A 17,569-nucleotide genomic window follows, 5' to 3' on the forward strand; every position below is an offset into this window, starting at 1 on the left:
GATGATTTTCTGTTTTTAGCTTCACACAATCGCAGCATCCTAATGTCTGAACGCGCCAAAAACGGGAAAATTCTAATGTTATACTATTGCACCCAAGACTGATAAGACGACCGTCGCTTTGTTAATATTCCCAAGCTCAACCTGAAATGATTAACTTTTCCAGATGAAATTGGCAGGGCCATTTTTAATGAGCTGGCCAGTTAGCAATCAAAGCTTTTACCTGCTGTAGAATTGCTTCTAGTTCAGTGACTAACTCCGCCGCTCCTTCAAGGTGATTTTCTTGAGCCACACTCTCTAATTGAGCTGCCAGAGCCGGCATCTTGCGGATCGCAACCATCCCGCTTGCACCTTTGAGCTGGTGAGCACGCCGGCAAAGAGTGGCGACATCGCGAGTTTCAGCAGCTTGCTTAATTTCTTCCACATAAGTGGGAGCATCCTCCATAAAGGTTTCTAGCAATTCCAACTCAAATGCTGTATCTCCTCTGCTGAGTTCGCGCAGTCGCTCCAGATCCACCGGCACCTCAAGAGGCGTTGCAGACACAGGGCTGCTAGAAGAGAGAACCGGCGTTATTTCCTCCTGATGCTGTTCTTTTACAGGTTTATAGCGATTGAGAATAGCCGCCAAGGATTTGAGATCGATGGGTTTGCTGATGTAGTCATCCATGCCGGCTGCCAAACACTTTTCTCGATCTCCTTTTAAGGCATTAGCCGTCAAGGCAATCACAATCGTATGGCGAGATTCACCTTCCCGGAGGCGAAGCGCTTGTGTCGTTTTATAGCCGTCGAGAACCGGCATCTGACAATCCATTAAAATAATGTCGTAATCTGTTTGGGCGAGCCGGTCAAGGGCTTGCTGCCCATCGCTGACACAATCAGCCTGATAACCCAGTACCTTGAGTTGACTCAGGGCAACCTTTTGGTTAATGGGGGTATCTTCCACCAGCAGAATTTTCAGGGTTGCCGGGGGTTGCGCCGGCGTTTCTGGTGGCTGTAGATCCTGGGCATGATTAGTGGGTGCTGGCTGCTTGACAGAAGCGTCGGTGGAGGTGATTACCGGCTGTGGATTGTCCTGTGTTGGTTGTTTGAGCGCCAATGGCGGAACACGTGCCGGCAGCCCCCAGCCGGCAGCGAGTGCTTCCTCTGTTGAGGGAGAGATGTTGTTACCTCTTATGGCTTGCTTTAGGCAATTTAACAGCTTGGATGCTTTTATCGGCTTGATTAAATAGCAAGAGAACCCTAGATCCAGCAGGCGAATGGCGCGATCCCGCTGGTGCATTGAAGTGATCGAAATCCACCTGGTTTGAACGAGGGCGGGATCGAAGCGGATCAGTTGTCCGAACACTTCTCCATTCATCCCCAGGATATCCAAGCTAATCAAAGCTACATCATAGGGGTTACCACTGGCTACAGCTTGGCGCAGAATCGTCAGAGCAGTGGTGCCGGTTTCGGCTTCACTCACCTCAATGCCAAAAGAGTTGGCATAAGAGCGCAATATTTGGCGATTGGTGGAGTTATCATCCACGATTAACATCCGGCGATGTTGGATTTTAATTTCTGGATGCTGAACTGGCTGTGAAATTCCGCTGGCGGCTTGTTTTTCTAAGGTGGCGGTGAACCAGAAAGTTGAACCTCCTCCCTCTACACTTTCAACACCAATTTCACCTCCCATCAGCTCTACCAGCTGCTTGCAGATCACCAGCCCTAAGCCGGTGCCGCCATATTTGCGTGTAGTGGAGGCGTCCACTTGCGAAAAAGATTGGAAGAGTTTGTCTAAGTCTGCCGGTGCGATACCAATGCCGGTGTCCTTGACGGTAAATCGTAGCTTTACGTTTTCAGGAGAGGATGAGAAGGTTTCTTCATTTTCCTGTTCTTTCCCCCACCTCTGGACATGAATCACTACTTCCCCTTGGGAGGTGAATTTGAGCGCGTTGCCGGCCAAATTAATCAACACCTGACGCAGCCGGCTGGCATCTCCTGATAGGGCTGCCGGCACATCACTTTCCACTAAAGTAAACAGTTCCAGTCCTTTGGCATTAGCCTGTGCTGCTAACAAATCTGTGACTTCTTCCACACAGGTATTCAAGTCAAAGTCCAGGGTTTCCAGCCGCATTTCACCGGCTTCAAGCTTGGAGAAGTCGAGAATATCATTAATCAGGGTTAGCAGGTTTTGGCCGCTGACGCGCAGGGTTCGTACAAAGTCTTGCTGTTCCGCATTAAGCGGCGTTGACAAAAGCAAATCGGTCATCCCCAGGACGCCATTCATCGGGGTGCGGATTTCGTGACTCATGTTGGCGAGGAATTGTGATTTCATCCGCGAGGCTTCCAGGGCAGATTCTCGCGCTTCTACTAATTCATCAATCACTTGAGTAACGATGACAATTCCCCCAACTTTTCCCTCTGAGCTGTACCAAGGTTGAACAGCCCAGCGCAGATACATTTGGGAGCCATCTAAACGCTCAAACATTTCCTCTGGTTTGGAAATGACCTGCCCTTGCAGCGCCCGCTGATAAATGTCTATTTGAGACAATGAGAGATGCGGCAGAACTTCATAGTGGGAACGTCCCATCAAAGAATGCCCCTCTAGTTGGTAATCTGTCACCCACTGATTGCTGTGGGCGAGATAGCGCATCTCGGTATCAAACATCGCCATTGCTACCGGCGCATTGGTAATAATTTGCCGCAGCTGCTGACGCTCTTGCTCTAGGGCTTGTTCTATTAGCTTGCGGTCGGTAATGTCGTTGAGGGTGCCAGAAACGCCGAGCACTGTGCCGTCTGATGTCAAGTTCAAGCGTTTTTGAACCTCAATCCAGCGGCAGCCACCATTTTTTGTTAAGTAACGAATCTCGTGCCGGATGACTTCTTTTTGAAGAGTAATCAGGCTTTCAAAATGCCCTAAATTTATTTGGCGGTCATCGGGATGAATGAATTCTATAAAGTTTTTGCCTAGGCTTTCTTCAACAGTGAAGCCGGTGATTTCTGTCCACGCTGGGTTGAGAAATGTCCACAAGCCATTTGCGTCTTTTTGGAAAATAACTTCATGTAAACTGTTAACAACCGAACGATATTTGTTCTCGCTTTCTAAAAGTGCAGCTTCTGCTAGCTTGCGGTCAGTAATATCGCGCTGAACCGTGGCAAAGCACATAGGTTTGCCAGTTTCTAAGTGCTTGACGATAAACATGGTCATTTGGGTGTCGATGAGCTGGCCGGTTTTAAAGTGGCGCAGTGTGCCTTCTCCTTCCCAGTGACCGTTTTTTTCGATGGTGGGGAACAACGTCTTTTGGTATTGCACCCAAGTGTCTTGAGAAAGATAGTCGGATATTTTAGGAGCCAAGGTTTGTTCGTGACTGTCGAGTCCCACCAGCTGACGCCCCGCTTCATTGAGATAAAAGACTTGGCCTTCTAGTGTCGCCATGCCAATGAAGTCGCTGCTGTTTTCGACGAGGGAAACAAATTTTTGCCGTTCTTCTTCTGCTCGTTTGCGATCACCGGCTTCCATTGCCAGAGATGCCATATAGGCCAAGTAATTCGCGAAGTTTTGTTCTTCTAATGCCCAACGGCGCGCCGTTCCGATGTGTTCGTGACAAAGTACTCCGACTGTTCGCCCACCTAGACGAATGGGCACATCCAGCATGGAGGTAATGCCTAGGGGTGTGAGATAACACTCGCTAAACTCTTGAGTGTGGGGGTTGGTGTGAGCGTCATCTGCGGCAATCATGCGGTCTGCTTCTAGAGCTTGGAAATAACCGGGAAAGTCCTGGGCAGAAAGTTCTAAGCCGCTGGAATGCCGATTCTCGTTCATTTCGTATAGGTCGCGGGCGTGAATTTTCGTGTGATCTTCGTTGTAGAACCACACGCTAACTCGCGCTAAGTTGAGAGTGCCGGCTGCAATTTGGGTGAGTTCTTGCAAGGCTGCCTCTACGTCGCCACTGTACAGGGGCTGGCACTTGGCGAGTGCCATCAGTCCTGCTTGTTGTCTTCTGAGCCGAATTTCGCTTTCGCGCAGTGCTTGTTCTGCCTGCTTGCGAGCAGTGATATCAAAAACCGAGGATCGGCTCATTAGATAGTTGCCGGCGCTATCTCTGACTGCTGTTGAACTCAAGAGGATAGGCAGAATTGTGCCATCTTTACGGATGATGTCGAACTCAAGATCGCTCACCCACCCTTGCTCTTTGTAGTGGAAAAAGTTTTCTTGGAAAGTTCGCGAACTTTCAAGGGTCAGGATATCAGAAAACTTCTTTTTTCCGAGAATTTCATCGAGTGTATAACCAAACCAATTGAGTTCGGTCTCGTTAATGCGGATGAATGTTCCTTCTGAATCGAGGGAGTGATAGCCGCAGGGAGCGTTGTTATACAAGTCTTGAAGTTCATCTGTATAGCTTTGTAGCGCTTCTTCGGCCTGTTTGCGCTCGGCTATTTCTTCTTGAAGAAATTCGTTGGTTTCTATTAATTCAACGGTTCGTTCTTGGACTCGAACTTCTAATTCCTCATGAGATTTTAGCAGTGCTTCTTGTGCTTGCTGGCGTTCGAGTTCTGCTGCTGCGCGAGCGGCAAAAACATTGATTAGCATGACGCCTCGCGGGTCTTCTAGCAAGGGTTTGTCATGGATAATGCACAGAGTGCCAATGACTTTGTGTGCTCTGTCAAATAGGGGAACGCCTAAGTAACCTTGGGCACGGAGCGAAATGAGTGCCGGTGCTTTGGGAAAGCGTTCTAGCAAATGATCGGCAAAGTGACAGAGATGGGCTTCGTTGGTAACGACTTCACAAGGAGTGTCGGCTAGGTTGTAATCGAAGTTTTCCTCCAGTTGATCGCCGGCCCAAAAGGCGAGGGTTTGCAATTTTTCAATTGGGTCGCCTTTGGCTTGTGAGACGAGGGCGTAGCGAACGTCGAGTGCGGCTGCCAAATGGCGCACCAGTGCGGGAAAGAATTCTTCTCCGGTGACGGAAGCTGTGCCGGCAACGATATTTTGTAGGGTTTCTTCGGCTCGCTGGCGTTCGCTAATTTCTGCCTGTAATGCTGCGTTGGCTGTAGCAAGTTCGACGGTGCGTTCTTGCACGCGAATTTCTAATTCATCGTGAGCTTGGCGGAGTGCTTCTTCTGTTTGCTGCCGTGCCCAAACTTCGCTGAGTAATTGTTCGTTGGTTGCTTTTAATTCGGCGGTGCGTTCATCGACTCGGCGTTCTAATTCTTCATTAGTTTGTTGTAGGATGGCTTCGGCTTGTTTGCGTTCGGTAATGTCGGTGATGATGCCTTCAATTCGGACGCTGTTGCCTTTGGCATCTTTAATTAACTGACCTCGATCATAAACCCAACGCATTTCTGAGTTGCCACGGATGATGCGGTATTCTATTTCGGCGCTGCCGGTTTTTAAAATTGTGGGAACATAGTTAGAAACTCGCTCACTGTCTTCTGGGTGAATTACTTCAAGCCAGAGTTGACGATTGTTATAAAATTCCCCCACGGGCCGGTTGTAAAGTGTCTCTGTGGCTGGGTTAAGGTAAAGCAGTTCAAAGGTTGTTGCTGAAATTGACCACACCACATCTTGAAGCGAGTTCATCAGGCTGCTGAGGCGCAATTTGCTCTCTCGCAGGGCTGTTTCTATGTGCTGGCGCTCGGCAATTTGGGTTTCTAGTTGCTGGATAGTTTGCCTTAATTCGACGGTTCGTTCGCTAACTTTTTGAGCGAGGGCTGCGTTCATTTTGGCTACGGCAGCTTCTGTGCGCTTGCGCTCGGTTATATCACGACCGACATAGACAAAATCTTCCAAGATTTCTAAGTCTGTTTGGATGGCTGAACCCGAAAAGGAGATAAAAATTTCTTCCCCTGCTTTGGTCTGACAAGTGACTTCTACATTCTGCAAAAATTCCCCTCTAGATAGGGTTGTTGCCGGCTGTAAAAATTCTCTAACTGATGTTGCTTCATTCTCGCTTTGCTGTTCAGCTAGAATCATCGCAAGCGGCTGACCTATTAAGTCTTCTTCTCTATAGCCAAACAACTCTACGGTAGCTCGATTAACTTTTTTTATAATCCCACTTTGATTCACAACAAATAAAGCATCAGCCGTGGCTAATAAGATTTTTTCTAGATAAGATTTGGAGGCTGACAGTTGACTCAATAAAAGATAAGATTCGTTCTCTCGCTGAACTAATGTTTGTTTTAAGACCATCCTTTCTGTAGAGTTTTCCATGAGGACGAGCAATCGATTTTTTGAAAATTTCTCGTCTTCATCCCTAATAACGAAAACATCTATATATAATGGAGAACTCGCTTCAACAGAGCGATCAATGCCTTTGAGTTCAAAAAGCTCTTGCTGCCCTTGAAGGATGGCACTCAGATAATCTTCTATGCCAATCAGTTCGGGAAAGCCGGCGCGAACATCGTTTCCGAGGATGGCTTCATCGGGACGATCAGAAAAGTGTTTGGCTCCCTCAGATATTTCTATGATGCTGAAGCGTTCATCTACTACCACGTATTCCATCTGGTTGATGGCTGAGGGTTTATGGAAAATCTGATTTAAAACTTGGTATTTCATGAAGGCGTGGAGTTTTAGCGCTTGTTGGAAATCAAAGTTCAGTTACACCGGCTCTACCATTTTGTAAGCTAATTTTTGAAAGATTGCATCTACGTCTTTGCCAGTTTTTGCCGAAGTAGTATAGATGCCTAGTATTTCCTCTTGAGGGAGATCCTGAACAAGCTCAAAAAGTTTAGCCAGTTTGTCTTCGTCAACGAGGTCAGATTTATTTAAAGCGATGATGGCAGAGCTTTTGGGGTTAACGGATGCAAAGAGCTGAAGATGCTCTGGAATTCGCTCAATGGTTTCTTGCCGGCTCACATCGGCAACGATTACCGCACCGCTAGATCCTTGTAAGTAACTTGGAGCAATCGCCTTAAATTTAGTATGCCCTTCTAAATCCCATATTAACATCTGTAAATCTAGCTTTTCCTGCTGCTTCACCTCAACCAGTTCAATATTTTTTCGAGAAATTTTAACGCCTACGGTTGAAAGGTACTGATCGCTAAACTGGCGATCAACAAAACGACGAATTAAGCTGGTTTTTCCAACGCCAAAATCGCCGATTAAGCACATTTTTTTTGATATCATTGACACATTCAGTTAATTTATCGACTGTCGTTGACGTAGTTGCTCCGTTTGCAGCCATCACTGACTGTTGATCTCTGTCGGTGTTGCCGGTTCAAACACCACGCATCTGCTTAATAGTAACGGTTGATTGGACTCGACACCCGCAGGGGGTTTTGGTTTCCCTATCGCTTGTAGTCGCTTGGGATCGACACCTTGACTCACAAGCGCATCTCGCACAGCTATCGCCCGTTGTCGTGCTAACTGCTGGTTTTTGGTTTGATTGCCAAGGGTATCACTATGACCTATTATCCTAAGGTTTTTCTGAGGGTATTGCTGTAAAAAACTTTTAATCTGGATAATAGTTTTGAGATAGGCTGGGTTGAGTGCGGCAGATCCAGGCTCAAAGTAAATTCGGCTGGTAATCTGGAGGGGATTGAGCTGTATGGTGCTGATAACAGATTGAACACCCGGAATTTGTTTGAGAGCTTGGACGATTTTCTGGGTGTCTGTTTTTTCCCTAACCGTTCCCTCTACTGTGACTTTACGTTCGGCATATTTCGTTGAAATAGAAATGCCCTCCATCTGATTTAAAACATCTGTTGCTCGTTTCACTTCGGCAACGACTAATACTGGATCGGGAGGTACATCAACGGCAATAATTTGATTATCTAACCTCAAGGTAGGAACTGCTGCTTTGGCAATTTGACCGGCTTTTTCCCGGAGTTCTTGATTAGGCAGTTTTCCTGTCAATTTCAGAGTTTTTCCCTCAGCATCGACGCTCAAACGATAAACCGCTAATTGTGGCGCGGAAGCTAAGGCTGAGCCGGCTTTTGCTTCAATGCTCCGTTCAATTTTGTTGCGGTAAAAAGAAATTCCCCAAGGCACTAAAATCAGGCTTAAAGCAAGTAAACCGATTCCTAGAAGGGCGCGGGGTTGTTTCGCCGGCAGCTTCTCTGCGGCAGAATTCATTAATGTTTCTAATAGTGCCGGTACTGGTTCTGGTATCGTTGCCGGATCGCCATTAAAAAATTCGATAGGCTGACCGTAATCTAAAATGATAATGCTCAGGGTTTTTCGGATTTTTTCTATATATTTTTTGGAAGGATCTCCTTTAACAACTACGGCTAAATAGCAGTATCCTGCTACTTCTAAAATTATTTTAGAGTCACCATATTCAATTTCATTAAGTTCAGAAATCTCTCCCGACTGAATAATACATTCATTCACAAAACTGCGGATAGCCGTTAACATCCCCGCCACCATTTCAGATTCTAATCTTTGATTGCCAGAATGCTGAACATCTGAAATAATCAGTCCGGATGTTTTGTGAATCAAGAAAATGGCTGGCACACTAAACGGCAAAGCTTCCCGGAGGATTAATTCTGCCTCGGAGACTCCCTGCACTTTGGCACGGATTTTGCGCTGAACTCCTTCCACACTAAAAGAGTTTGAAACTTTTTCATTGATAGAGCGAATGGCTTCTCCCAGGTATCGTGTAATGGTGTTACCAATAACAGGATAAAGCGCATCTACCATGACATCGCGTTCCAGCCTAATCTGTTCTTTAATGGCTCTACCCATTTCGGGTGCTAACGCTTCGGCAATTGCGTCTCGATCTAGCCGAATTTGCTGTTTAATCGCAATCGCAATTTCCGGAGCGATCGCATTAGCCATTTCTTCGGGAGAGTTCTTAATTTGTTGAGAAATTGCTCCCGGTAACAAATCGGCAATTGCCGCACTCATTGCGAGCTTATTTTGTTGGGTTCTATTTTTAATGACTTCATCAATAATTGGAACAATTGCCTGAATAACTTCCTCTTTAGAGTCCGAAATTTTGAGGCTAAGAATGTGAGCGATCCAAGGCAGCAAAAGTTTCATTAGCTGTTCAGGATCGTAGAGCTGATGCTCAATATTTTCCAGTTTATCTTTAATTTTTGAAAGTTGATTGTGAACTCCCGGCAGTTCTGATTCAGTCAGTAGCTTTTTAAAATCTTCTATTTCCGTGAGTTGGGAGCCGAATAGAAGATTTTGCAAACTTTCAACAGGATTAACCGGCTCCTCTGATTCCTGTGCGGGGAGAGATTCTTCAGGAGTATGTTCAAGCTGCTGACGCTGATCTAGCCGATTTCGCCATTTTTCAAGTGTCGCGTCTAAAGCGGCAAAATTCGGTGACACCGGCACTGAAGATTCGGCAGGATTATCATCTTCTTGGTTGGCATCTAAATCTAGAATATCTGGTTCTGTCGGCGCTGCGGATTTTGTTGGTTCTTTTTGTCCCACTGAGGGCAGCAACCAACTTTTTAATCCTTCTATGGTGGCATTTAGATCAGCGATATCTGCCTGTGCCGGTGTTGAAAATTCAGCAACATTTTTATCCTCGTGGTTGCTCTCTAAATTCTCTGGCTCTGGCTGTGCCGGCGCTTCTGGTTTTGATGCCGGCAGCAGCAACCAACTTTTTAAGTCTTCGATACTACCATTTAAATCTGCTACATCTGGCTGATGCAAACCTGACATTTCCGGTAAGTTTTCTAGCAGTGGAGGCTGAGGGGTGACATTTGCCAAAGGCTCAGCCTCCGCAACTTTACCGTTGGAATCATTTTGGGATGAAAGGGTTTCAGCAACGGGTTTTTCATCTGAATCAATGATGTTGAGTTCCATCAAAAGATCCAGCAACACTTCAAGCTGAGCTTCTGAATCTTCTGGTAACTGAACAGATTCAGAAACCAACCCATCCGGCTGTTCCCTACTTCCTAAATTTTCTTCCGATAAAGCCATGATCTGCTAATCCATAAAATCAAGCTACTTTCAGTGCTGACTCTGAGTAAGTCTTGGAATTTTCTATTGGTTATGGGTTGGTTCAATCAACCGCACATCCGTATACATATTCGTATCAGCAGCTTCTTTAAGCTCAGGGACAAACTCTGTACCTTTTATCCGCATCCCCAGCTCAAACAAAACTTCTGCCATGTCATCTCTGGAAACCTTGACATCTCGCAGCAAAGATAGACGTTTGTCTAGCTCATCAAAAACTTGATTTCTGAGATTGCGAACTTCGTCTTGAAGCCTGTCTCTGGTTTGTGAAAGATCATCACGCATGGAACTTGTTTGTTTATCAACCGATTCATCAAGTGCTTCCAAGTGATTGGAAAACTTGCGATTAATCCGGTCGATTTGCTGACGAAGATCGGCGCTTTCTTCTTGGGTGCTTAAATTAACAGACTTAAGTTTTTTCTCAAAAGAATCAACAGCCGCTCGAACTTCTGTGGAAAGAACACTTTTAACCTGCTCAGCATAATCGTGCATTTCTTGCTGGAGCAGTGATAATTCAGTTTCTATTTTTTCAAAGCGATTGTTATAATCTCGCAACTGAGCGCCGAAGATGATATCGCGTATCTGATCGATATTCCCCAGCCTTTCACGCATTTCCTCTTTTGTAATTTCAGCCATGTTTGCCTCTGTTAATTGCAAAAATTCTCACTTAATTCTATTGTGTCACGTTTCTGTTTGGATGTTAAAGCTCGGTTTGGGGAGGCAATCGATCCACAGAAAACCGGAGGAAAGGAGGATAGGGTAATCGGCAGGTTACTTTTGTTAACGAGTACGAGAAATTTAATATTGGCTCGCCTTTTGGGTGGGTAAGGCGGTGCCGGCAATCGTGATTTAAGCGCTGAGGGGACAGAGACAGGGCTACAATAGGAGCAAATCGTTGCGAGAGAAGCAATCTGTAACGCCCATGACCACAGCTGCATCGGTTAAAACTCAGTACGAAGCGATTATCGGGCTGGAAACCCATTGTCAGCTTAGTACCAAAACTAAGATTTTTTCCAGTTCCTCGACGGAATTTGGAGCACCTCCCAACACAAATATTGATCCAATTTGCATGGGAATGCCCGGGGTGTTGCCTGTACTGAATCAGAAGGTGCTTGAATATGCCGTGAAAACCGGCTTGGCGCTTAACTGCGAAATTGCTAAGTACAGCAAATTTGACCGGAAGCAGTATTTTTACCCAGATTTGCCGAAGAACTATCAGATATCTCAATACGACTTGCCGATTGCAGAGCATGGCTGGTTAGAGATTGAGCTGGTGGATGAGGAAGGCAATGGCAGACGCAAGCGCATTGGTATCACGCGCCTGCACATGGAAGAAGATGCCGGCAAGTTAGTGCACGCCGGCAGCGAACGTCTGTCGGGTTCGACTTACTCGTTGGTGGATTACAATCGAGCCGGTATTCCTTTGGTTGAAATTGTCTCAGAACCCGATATTCGTTCTGGGCAAGAGGCGGCTGAATACGCGCAAGAATTGCAGCGGATTGTGCGCTATCTTGGCGTCAGCGATGGCAATATGCAAGAAGGTTCCCTGCGCTGTGATGTGAATATCTCTGTTCGTCCGGTTGGACAAGAGAAGTTTGGCACGAAGGTGGAAATTAAAAATATGAACTCCTTCAGTGCAATTGCGCGGGCGATTGATTATGAAATTGAGCGGCAAATTGCAGCCGTCGAAGCCGGTGAGCGAATTTATCAAGAAACGCGGCTTTGGGAAGAAGGCGCTCAGCGCACAATTAGTATGCGCTTGAAGGAAGGTTCTAGCGATTACCGCTATTTCCCAGAACCGGATTTATCTCCGATTGAAGTATCAACGAAACAGTTAGAGCAGTGGAAATCTGAGTTGCCCCAGTTGCCGGCGCACAAACGCCACCACTACGAAACTGAATTGGGGCTTTCTGCTTACGATGCGCGGGTGCTGACGGAGGACCGGCAGGTGGCAGAATATTTTGAGCAGGCGGTGGATGCCGGCGCGAATGCCAAGCAAGCGGCTAACTGGATTATGGGGGATATTGTCGCTTACCTGAAAACGGAAAAACTCGGCATTGCAGAAATTCCCCTCACACCGGCAAGTTTAGGCGAACTGATTTCCCTGATCGAAGCTGGCACGATTAGCGGCAAGATGGCGAAGGATCTGCTGCCAGAGTTGCTAACAAACGGCGGATCTGCCAAGGAATTGGTGGAAAGCAAGGGAATGAGCCAAATTTCCGACACCGGCGCTTTGGAAACCATGATTGATGAAGTGCTGGCGGCGAATCCCAAGGAACTGGAACAATATCGTGCCGGTAAAACGAAACTGCTGGGCTTTTTTGTCGGACAGGTGATGAAACAAACTGGGGGACGCGCCGATCCTAAGCTCACCAACCAACTGCTGGCGCGTAAGTTGAACGCTTAGGAACTGAAAAACTGAGCGCTGTGATCGGAAAAGGTGGTTCATGACCACCTTTTTTTGTAGTTTCTTTACAACTTTTCTTGAGGGGTTTGACCCCTCACCCTCAAGATGCTATCTTGTGATAAGTAGATGCACCCTGATGGCAGGGAGAGTCCCCCAAGGCTCTCCCTTTTTTTTGTTTTGGGCATGGGGCATGGGGCATAGGGCATGGGGCATGGGGGAGAGTTTTGCTAAGCCGGCAAAAGGATTTTTTTAGTACCTTAATTCATTGAAACTCGAAATTTTATATCTGGCGAATTGTTTTTTGTGGATGCGGCGATATTTTTTTTGAGGACGCGCTGCCGGTAAGATAGTTCCACTCACACATTCAATTCCCACTCGCCTGATATAATCGCCTCTCAGTCGGGCTAAAGAGGGTTGGGAGAAACTATGGCAGAGTGGCAGGAAATTAGCGGTGGAGTGACGGCACCTAGAGGGTATCGGGCAGCAGGAATTGCAGCGGGCTTAAAGCCTTCGGGTGCGCCGGATTTGGCGTTAATTGTGTCTGAGGGAGATGCGATTGCGGCTGGGGTGTTTACCACTTCTCAAGTGCGGGCGGCGTGTGTGGATTACTGCCGGCAACGTTTGCAAGCCAAAGCCAGTGCTAGAGCAATTTTATGTAATGCCGGTCAAGCCAACGCTGCCACCGGCGAACAAGGTTGGCTGGATGCGATAGAAAGTGCAATGTTGTTGGCACAAGAACTGAATATTGCCTCCGACACGATTTTGCTGGCATCCACCGGCGTGATCGGGCAACGAATTAAAATGGACGGCTTGCGGGCGGGAATTCCCAACTTAGTAGCGGCTGCTTCAACAGATGGAGGCGATGCTGCGGCTAAGGCGATCTGCACCACGGATTTAGTGCCAAAATCAATCGCCTTCGAGACACAGTTTGGAGATCGCACAGTCCGAATGGGTGGAATGTGCAAAGGATCAGGCATGATTCATCCCAACATGGCGACGCTGCTGGCGTTTATTACTTGCGATGCCGCTGTTTCGTCTCATCTTTGGCACGATATGTTAAGCCGTGCCGCAGATAAAAGTTTTAATCAAATTACCGTTGATGGTGATACGAGTACAAATGACACGTTAATCGCTTTCGCAAATGGGCAATCTCGGACGCCGGCGATTACAGAACCCGGTGCAGAGGCGGACAAATTAGAGGCGATGCTGACGGCAATTTGTCAGTATTTAGCCAAGGCAATTGCACGGGATGGAGAGGGGGCAACCTGCTTGGTTGAAGTGCAAGTTTCCGGTGCAAAAGATGAAGCGGCGGCACGTCAAATTGCCAAAACGATTGTCGGTTCCTCTTTGGTCAAGTCTGCAATTTTTGGACGCGATCCAAATTGGGGACGAATTGCAGCAGCCGCAGGACGTGCCGGCGTGCCCTTTGAGCAAGAAGATCTCCGCATTCAGTTAGGGGATTTCTTATTAATGGAAAACGGTCAACCTTTGCCATTTGATCGGGCGGCGGCGAGTAATTATATGAAACAAGCCGCTGCGGGGGCGTATTTGAAAGAAGATACGGTTTTAATTTCCGTGAATGTGGGAAATGGAGCCGGTTTTGGGACTGCTTGGGGATGTGATTTAAGTTATGACTATGTGAAGATTAACGCCGAATATACGACTTAAGCGGAAATCGAATAGCAATTGAAAATTGCTGGCGCTACGCTATCGCGGCTACACAAACCCAGTCTGCCGGCGCGGACTAAGTCAACCTCTTAAGCCGGCAGAAACAGGTTTTGTCAGCCTAGCCGCGATTTTAAATAACCCAATTATTATTCTCCTTGCGCTGCGATCTATACGTTTGTTAGACAAACAAAATTGCGTAGCCCGAAATTACCGACTTATAAAGTTTTCTCTTCAATCGGCTTTATCGGATATTCATGATCTTTAAAGATCATTTTGCCCTCGCCAACTTCTTTCTAGGAATTCGACTTTGCCGGCGCGGTTAAGCCAGAGGAACGGGAAGAAAAGTTCTTTCTCTTTAACAGCCAGCCGGCACCCAAAAGACCCAGCGCAAAAACAGTATTCGGTTCCGGTACGGAACGCAATGCGTAGCTCACATTTCCCGCTCCGCTCAGCCCGGGATCACCTAACAAGTCGTCCCAACCGAAATAGTAGTTAAATGATGAAGATCCTTGTCTATTAGCAAACATTGACCACCAACCATCCTGATTCTCATAGTTAAACGCATCGAAAGTAGAAAATGCAAAACGAACCAGCTCACCTCCTCGCGGAGTCAGTTGTATGTTTCCAAACTCATCTTCAACCACTTCACCGCCGTCAAATTCTAAAGGAAGCGAATAGGGAAGGCTCCGTCCGTCATAGCGAACGTCACTCTTTGTATAGGTTCTATTCTGCCCTTGTTGTTGGAATGCTGTATTGGCAAAGTCAAAATTGAATTCGGTCACGTCAAAATAAGGCTCTAGTGGTTCACCGGCTGCTGAGGTTGCTGTGTCATCGTAGCTGAAAAAGCCATTGTACTGATTGCCGCTTAAGTGTCCACTCGTTATATCCACAGTGAAATCATAGGTGATGATGGCGGCTTCGGCAGGGGTAACTTCGAGGGCAAATAAACTCAAAGCGGTGCCGGCGGTGGCAATTGCTAATTTTTGGTATAGGTTCGTAAACATTTTTTTCTACTTTAGGGTGCAGGGTGATGGGTTTGAGGTCTATTGACGGCTAAGGGTTTTTACGCTAGCGAGCGAGTTTAACTTAATTCTCTCAATATATGCCTGTATATTTACGGAAGTTTCATTAAAACTTCACAAAGTTTGGGGCTAAATGTAAAGTTTGTGCAAACAAGCTCTGCTATTAGAGTGGGTGTAGCGGAAAATTTCAAGGGAAATATTGACTGCCGGCTACAGAAACGCGTTTTGTTGCAAATTGTTATTTGGACGATTCAAGAAGTGCCGGCGAAAACGAATTTCTAACGGGTCATGTGGAAAAATGAGGCGAAGTTATAGCCGATGCTATAGCTGAACAGTTTTTTAGAATTTTATTGAATCAATGTATTTAAAAGTCTTCCAATCTACCGTATTGGCGCTGACTTACTTGGGGTTAGGATTAGGATACATCCCTAGCCTACGCCTGAACCGCACCGGCATTGCTTTAATCGGAGCCGGCTTTACCGTTGCTTTGGGTGTTTTGAACCTTAAAGAAGCGTGGCTTGCCATCGATCCCGGCATTATCATCTTCTTATTAAGCATGATGATTGTGAATGCCGGTCTGGCTGGATCGGGTTTTTTTCAATTAGCTTTAGTATTCCTCTCGCGTCACACCGGCAGTCCTTTTGCGCTATTAGTCGCACTCACTTTCAGCAGCGGTTTCCTATCTGCGTTGTTCCTCAATGACACGATTGCAATCCTCTTCACGCCGCGAACTTTGACACTGACGAGATCGCTCGGACTTAACCCAATTCCCTATCTTCTCGCATTAGCCGGCGCAACAAACCTGGGTTCTGTGGCAACCATCAGTGGAAACCCGCAAAACTTGGTAATCGGTTCTTTTTCTGGCATCAGTTATTTAGCTTTTGCCAAAGCGCTGACTCCTGTAGCACTGCTCAGTTTGCTTGTTCAAATCGGTTGGTTATGGTGGCTTTACCCGGAAGTGCGTTCACTTAAACCTTACGAATCCCCTTTGCCGATAACGCACCGGCTGTTTAAACCTTTATTGATAAAAAGCCTTTTGGTAACTGTTGGACTGTTAACAGCATTCCTTGCCGGCTTCCCCTTAGCCGAATCTGCCTGGGTTGCCGGCAGTCTCTTATTGCTCTCTCGCCGGGTGAAGACACAGCGGTTCTTGGCTGCGGTAGACTGGAACCTCTTGGTGATGTTTGCCGGTTTATTTATCATCACTGAGGCAACGCAGCGGCTGGGTTTATTAAATTGGTTTACGGGTTTTATCGATACTCCGGCTGGTTTGCTAGGCGTGACAGTGCTGTTGTCGAACCTGATTTCCAATGTGCCGGCGGTGCTGGTTTTGCAACCGCTTATCCCCCAGCAGGATACGTCTGCTTGGTTGTTGCTAGCTGCCGGCTCGACGCTTGCCGGCAATCTAACTTTGTTGGGATCGGTAGCGAATCTGATTGTTGCTGAGGTTGCTAGCCGGCAAGGTTATCAGCTGTCGTTTTGGGATCACTTGCGGTTTGGTTTGCCGCTAACGCTGCTAACATTGGTTTTGGCTTATTTTTGGCTCAATTAAATTGTAGGTACAATTTAGACTTGCCCAGAATTAATGAAGAGAGGGTGAGCGCTTCCTCTAGCAGGGGAGAATGGATCGAGTCATAATGGTTTGGATGGAATGTCACAATTATTATTTTGTTTAAGTTTTTAATTATGGAGTTGGGTTTGAGTTCAGTGTTAAATTCTAGAAAAGTTCAGTGGGCGCATTTTGATGTGGAATTCAATTAAAGAGTTTGGTAAGCGTTATTATGTATTATTATTTGTTTCTTTATTAATTTGCACCGCTTTGTTTTATGGCTGTACAATTGGTTTTATAAATAAAAATGTTTGCGATCTCTGGCTTAGAGATTTTTTGTTAAATATAAATGCTGAAATTATTGGAATATTATTAGTTTTATTTTTAGTGAATAGAACGGTAAAAGCTAACAAAGAAAATGAACGCAAGAAATTTAGAGAAATTGCTTTTAGGCCGTTAAAAAGGGTTTTTTATAAACAAGTTATTTTGTTTTTTAATATGTTTAAAGCCTCGATAGAGATGCAACCTTCTAAACCTTACGAAAAATTGGAAAATTTATTTGATGAAACCTACTTCTATGAATTGGGATTTTTAGACCTTCTGAAACCGGCTCCTATTTTAACATCGCGTGGCGAAGAAATGGACTGGCTGGATTACCTTTATACAGAGTGTACCAGTCTGAGTTTAGCTTTAGGGAAAGTCGTAGACAGATACTCCTATTACTTGGATTCAGAAATCGTTGATTTAATGGAAGAAGTGGCAGATGCCGGCTTTATTCGGTTTATTTCATCCATTCGAGAAGCGAAGCAATGGCATGAAATTAGTATTATTCGAGGGGATTTACTGTCGGAGTGCCAAACCTTACTTAAGGAATATACAAGTTCGGTGATGAAACTGATAGATTTATATAATCAGAGTGTCGAAACGGAAAGACAAATTACAATAGATAAAAGTCAATGGAGGGAATGGTGGGGCAATAATGTTAGGCCGCGAATTGGAGATAGTCGCATCGAAATTGCTGGAGAATAAGA

The 17,569-nt window shown here is 46.1% G+C and carries 10 protein-coding genes; 5 read left to right on the plus strand and 5 right to left on the minus strand.

Going from position 1 to position 17,569, the window contains the following annotated elements; genetic code table 11:
• Positions 1–184: 184 nt before the first annotated feature.
• From H6F56_RS04960 to H6F56_RS04975, 4 genes are all read right to left on the minus strand, one after another.
• A complete protein-coding gene (locus H6F56_RS04960) occupies positions 185–6,532 on the minus strand; it encodes a PAS domain S-box protein (protein ID WP_190665733.1) in 6,348 nt (2,115 codons plus the stop codon).
• A gap of 42 nt (positions 6,533–6,574) precedes the next feature.
• Positions 6,575–7,108, minus strand: a complete 534-nt coding sequence (locus H6F56_RS04965; RefSeq protein ID WP_309236439.1) for a Rab family GTPase — start codon at positions 7,106–7,108, stop codon at positions 6,575–6,577.
• 51 nt (positions 7,109–7,159) lie between these two features.
• Complete coding sequence (locus H6F56_RS04970) at positions 7,160–9,856, minus strand: OmpA family protein (RefSeq protein WP_190665734.1); 2,697 nt, start codon at positions 9,854–9,856, stop codon at positions 7,160–7,162.
• A 63-nt stretch (positions 9,857–9,919) separates the two neighbouring features.
• A complete protein-coding gene (locus H6F56_RS04975) occupies positions 9,920–10,528 on the minus strand; it encodes a hypothetical protein (protein WP_190665735.1) in 609 nt (202 codons plus the stop codon).
• 286 nt (positions 10,529–10,814) lie between these two features.
• Here H6F56_RS04975 and gatB point away from each other — a divergent pair, with 286 nt between their 5' ends.
• Both gatB and argJ read left to right on the plus strand, forming a co-directional pair.
• Entirely contained in the window at positions 10,815–12,299 is a 1,485-nt protein-coding gene (gatB, locus tag H6F56_RS04980) for an Asp-tRNA(Asn)/Glu-tRNA(Gln) amidotransferase subunit GatB (RefSeq protein ID WP_190665736.1), read from the plus strand.
• A 426-nt stretch (positions 12,300–12,725) separates the two neighbouring features.
• Entirely contained in the window at positions 12,726–13,967 is a 1,242-nt protein-coding gene (gene argJ, locus H6F56_RS04985) for a bifunctional ornithine acetyltransferase/N-acetylglutamate synthase (RefSeq protein WP_190665737.1), read from the plus strand.
• 293 nt (positions 13,968–14,260) lie between these two features.
• Here argJ and H6F56_RS04990 read toward each other — a convergent pair whose 3' ends face one another.
• The gene (locus tag H6F56_RS04990; protein ID WP_190665738.1) at positions 14,261–14,971 is read right to left on the minus strand and encodes a PEP-CTERM sorting domain-containing protein; all 711 of its coding nucleotides are present in this window, start codon (positions 14,969–14,971) and stop codon (positions 14,261–14,263) included.
• 162 nt (positions 14,972–15,133) lie between these two features.
• Here H6F56_RS04990 and H6F56_RS04995 point away from each other — a divergent pair, with 162 nt between their 5' ends.
• The 3 genes from H6F56_RS04995 (at position 15,134) to H6F56_RS05005 (ending at position 17,567) form a co-directional block, all read left to right on the plus strand.
• Entirely contained in the window at positions 15,134–15,271 is a 138-nt protein-coding gene (locus tag H6F56_RS04995) for a hypothetical protein (RefSeq protein ID WP_190665739.1), read from the plus strand.
• 76 nt (positions 15,272–15,347) lie between these two features.
• Positions 15,348–16,541, plus strand: a complete 1,194-nt coding sequence (locus H6F56_RS05000) for an anion transporter (RefSeq protein WP_190665740.1) — start codon at positions 15,348–15,350, stop codon at positions 16,539–16,541.
• 192 nt (positions 16,542–16,733) lie between these two features.
• Positions 16,734–17,567, plus strand: coding sequence for a hypothetical protein (locus H6F56_RS05005; RefSeq protein ID WP_190665741.1), 834 nt, complete (start codon positions 16,734–16,736; stop codon positions 17,565–17,567).
• Positions 17,568–17,569: the final 2 nt, after the last annotated feature.

It is taken from the genome of Microcoleus sp. FACHB-672 (assembly GCF_014695725.1).
Taxonomy (GTDB): domain Bacteria; phylum Cyanobacteriota; class Cyanobacteriia; order Cyanobacteriales; family Oscillatoriaceae; genus FACHB-68.

What these genes read in the sequence shown, in the direction of transcription:
- H6F56_RS05000 (WP_190665740.1), top strand. Translation starts at nt 15,348, where the DNA reads ATGTATTTAAAAGTCTTCCAATCTACCGTATTGGCGCTGACTTACTTG.
- argJ (WP_190665737.1), top strand. Translation starts at nt 12,726, where the DNA reads ATGGCAGAGTGGCAGGAAATTAGCGGTGGAGTGACGGCACCTAGAGGG.
- gatB (WP_190665736.1), top strand. Translation starts at nt 10,815, where the DNA reads ATGACCACAGCTGCATCGGTTAAAACTCAGTACGAAGCGATTATCGGG.
- H6F56_RS04960 (WP_190665733.1), bottom strand. Translation starts at nt 6,532, where the DNA reads ATGAAATACCAAGTTTTAAATCAGATTTTCCATAAACCCTCAGCCATC.
- H6F56_RS05005 (WP_190665741.1), top strand. Translation starts at nt 16,734, where the DNA reads ATGTGGAATTCAATTAAAGAGTTTGGTAAGCGTTATTATGTATTATTA.
- H6F56_RS04975 (WP_190665735.1), bottom strand. Translation starts at nt 10,528, where the DNA reads ATGGCTGAAATTACAAAAGAGGAAATGCGTGAAAGGCTGGGGAATATC.
- H6F56_RS04990 (WP_190665738.1), bottom strand. Translation starts at nt 14,971, where the DNA reads ATGTTTACGAACCTATACCAAAAATTAGCAATTGCCACCGCCGGCACC.
- H6F56_RS04970 (WP_190665734.1), bottom strand. Translation starts at nt 9,856, where the DNA reads ATGGCTTTATCGGAAGAAAATTTAGGAAGTAGGGAACAGCCGGATGGG.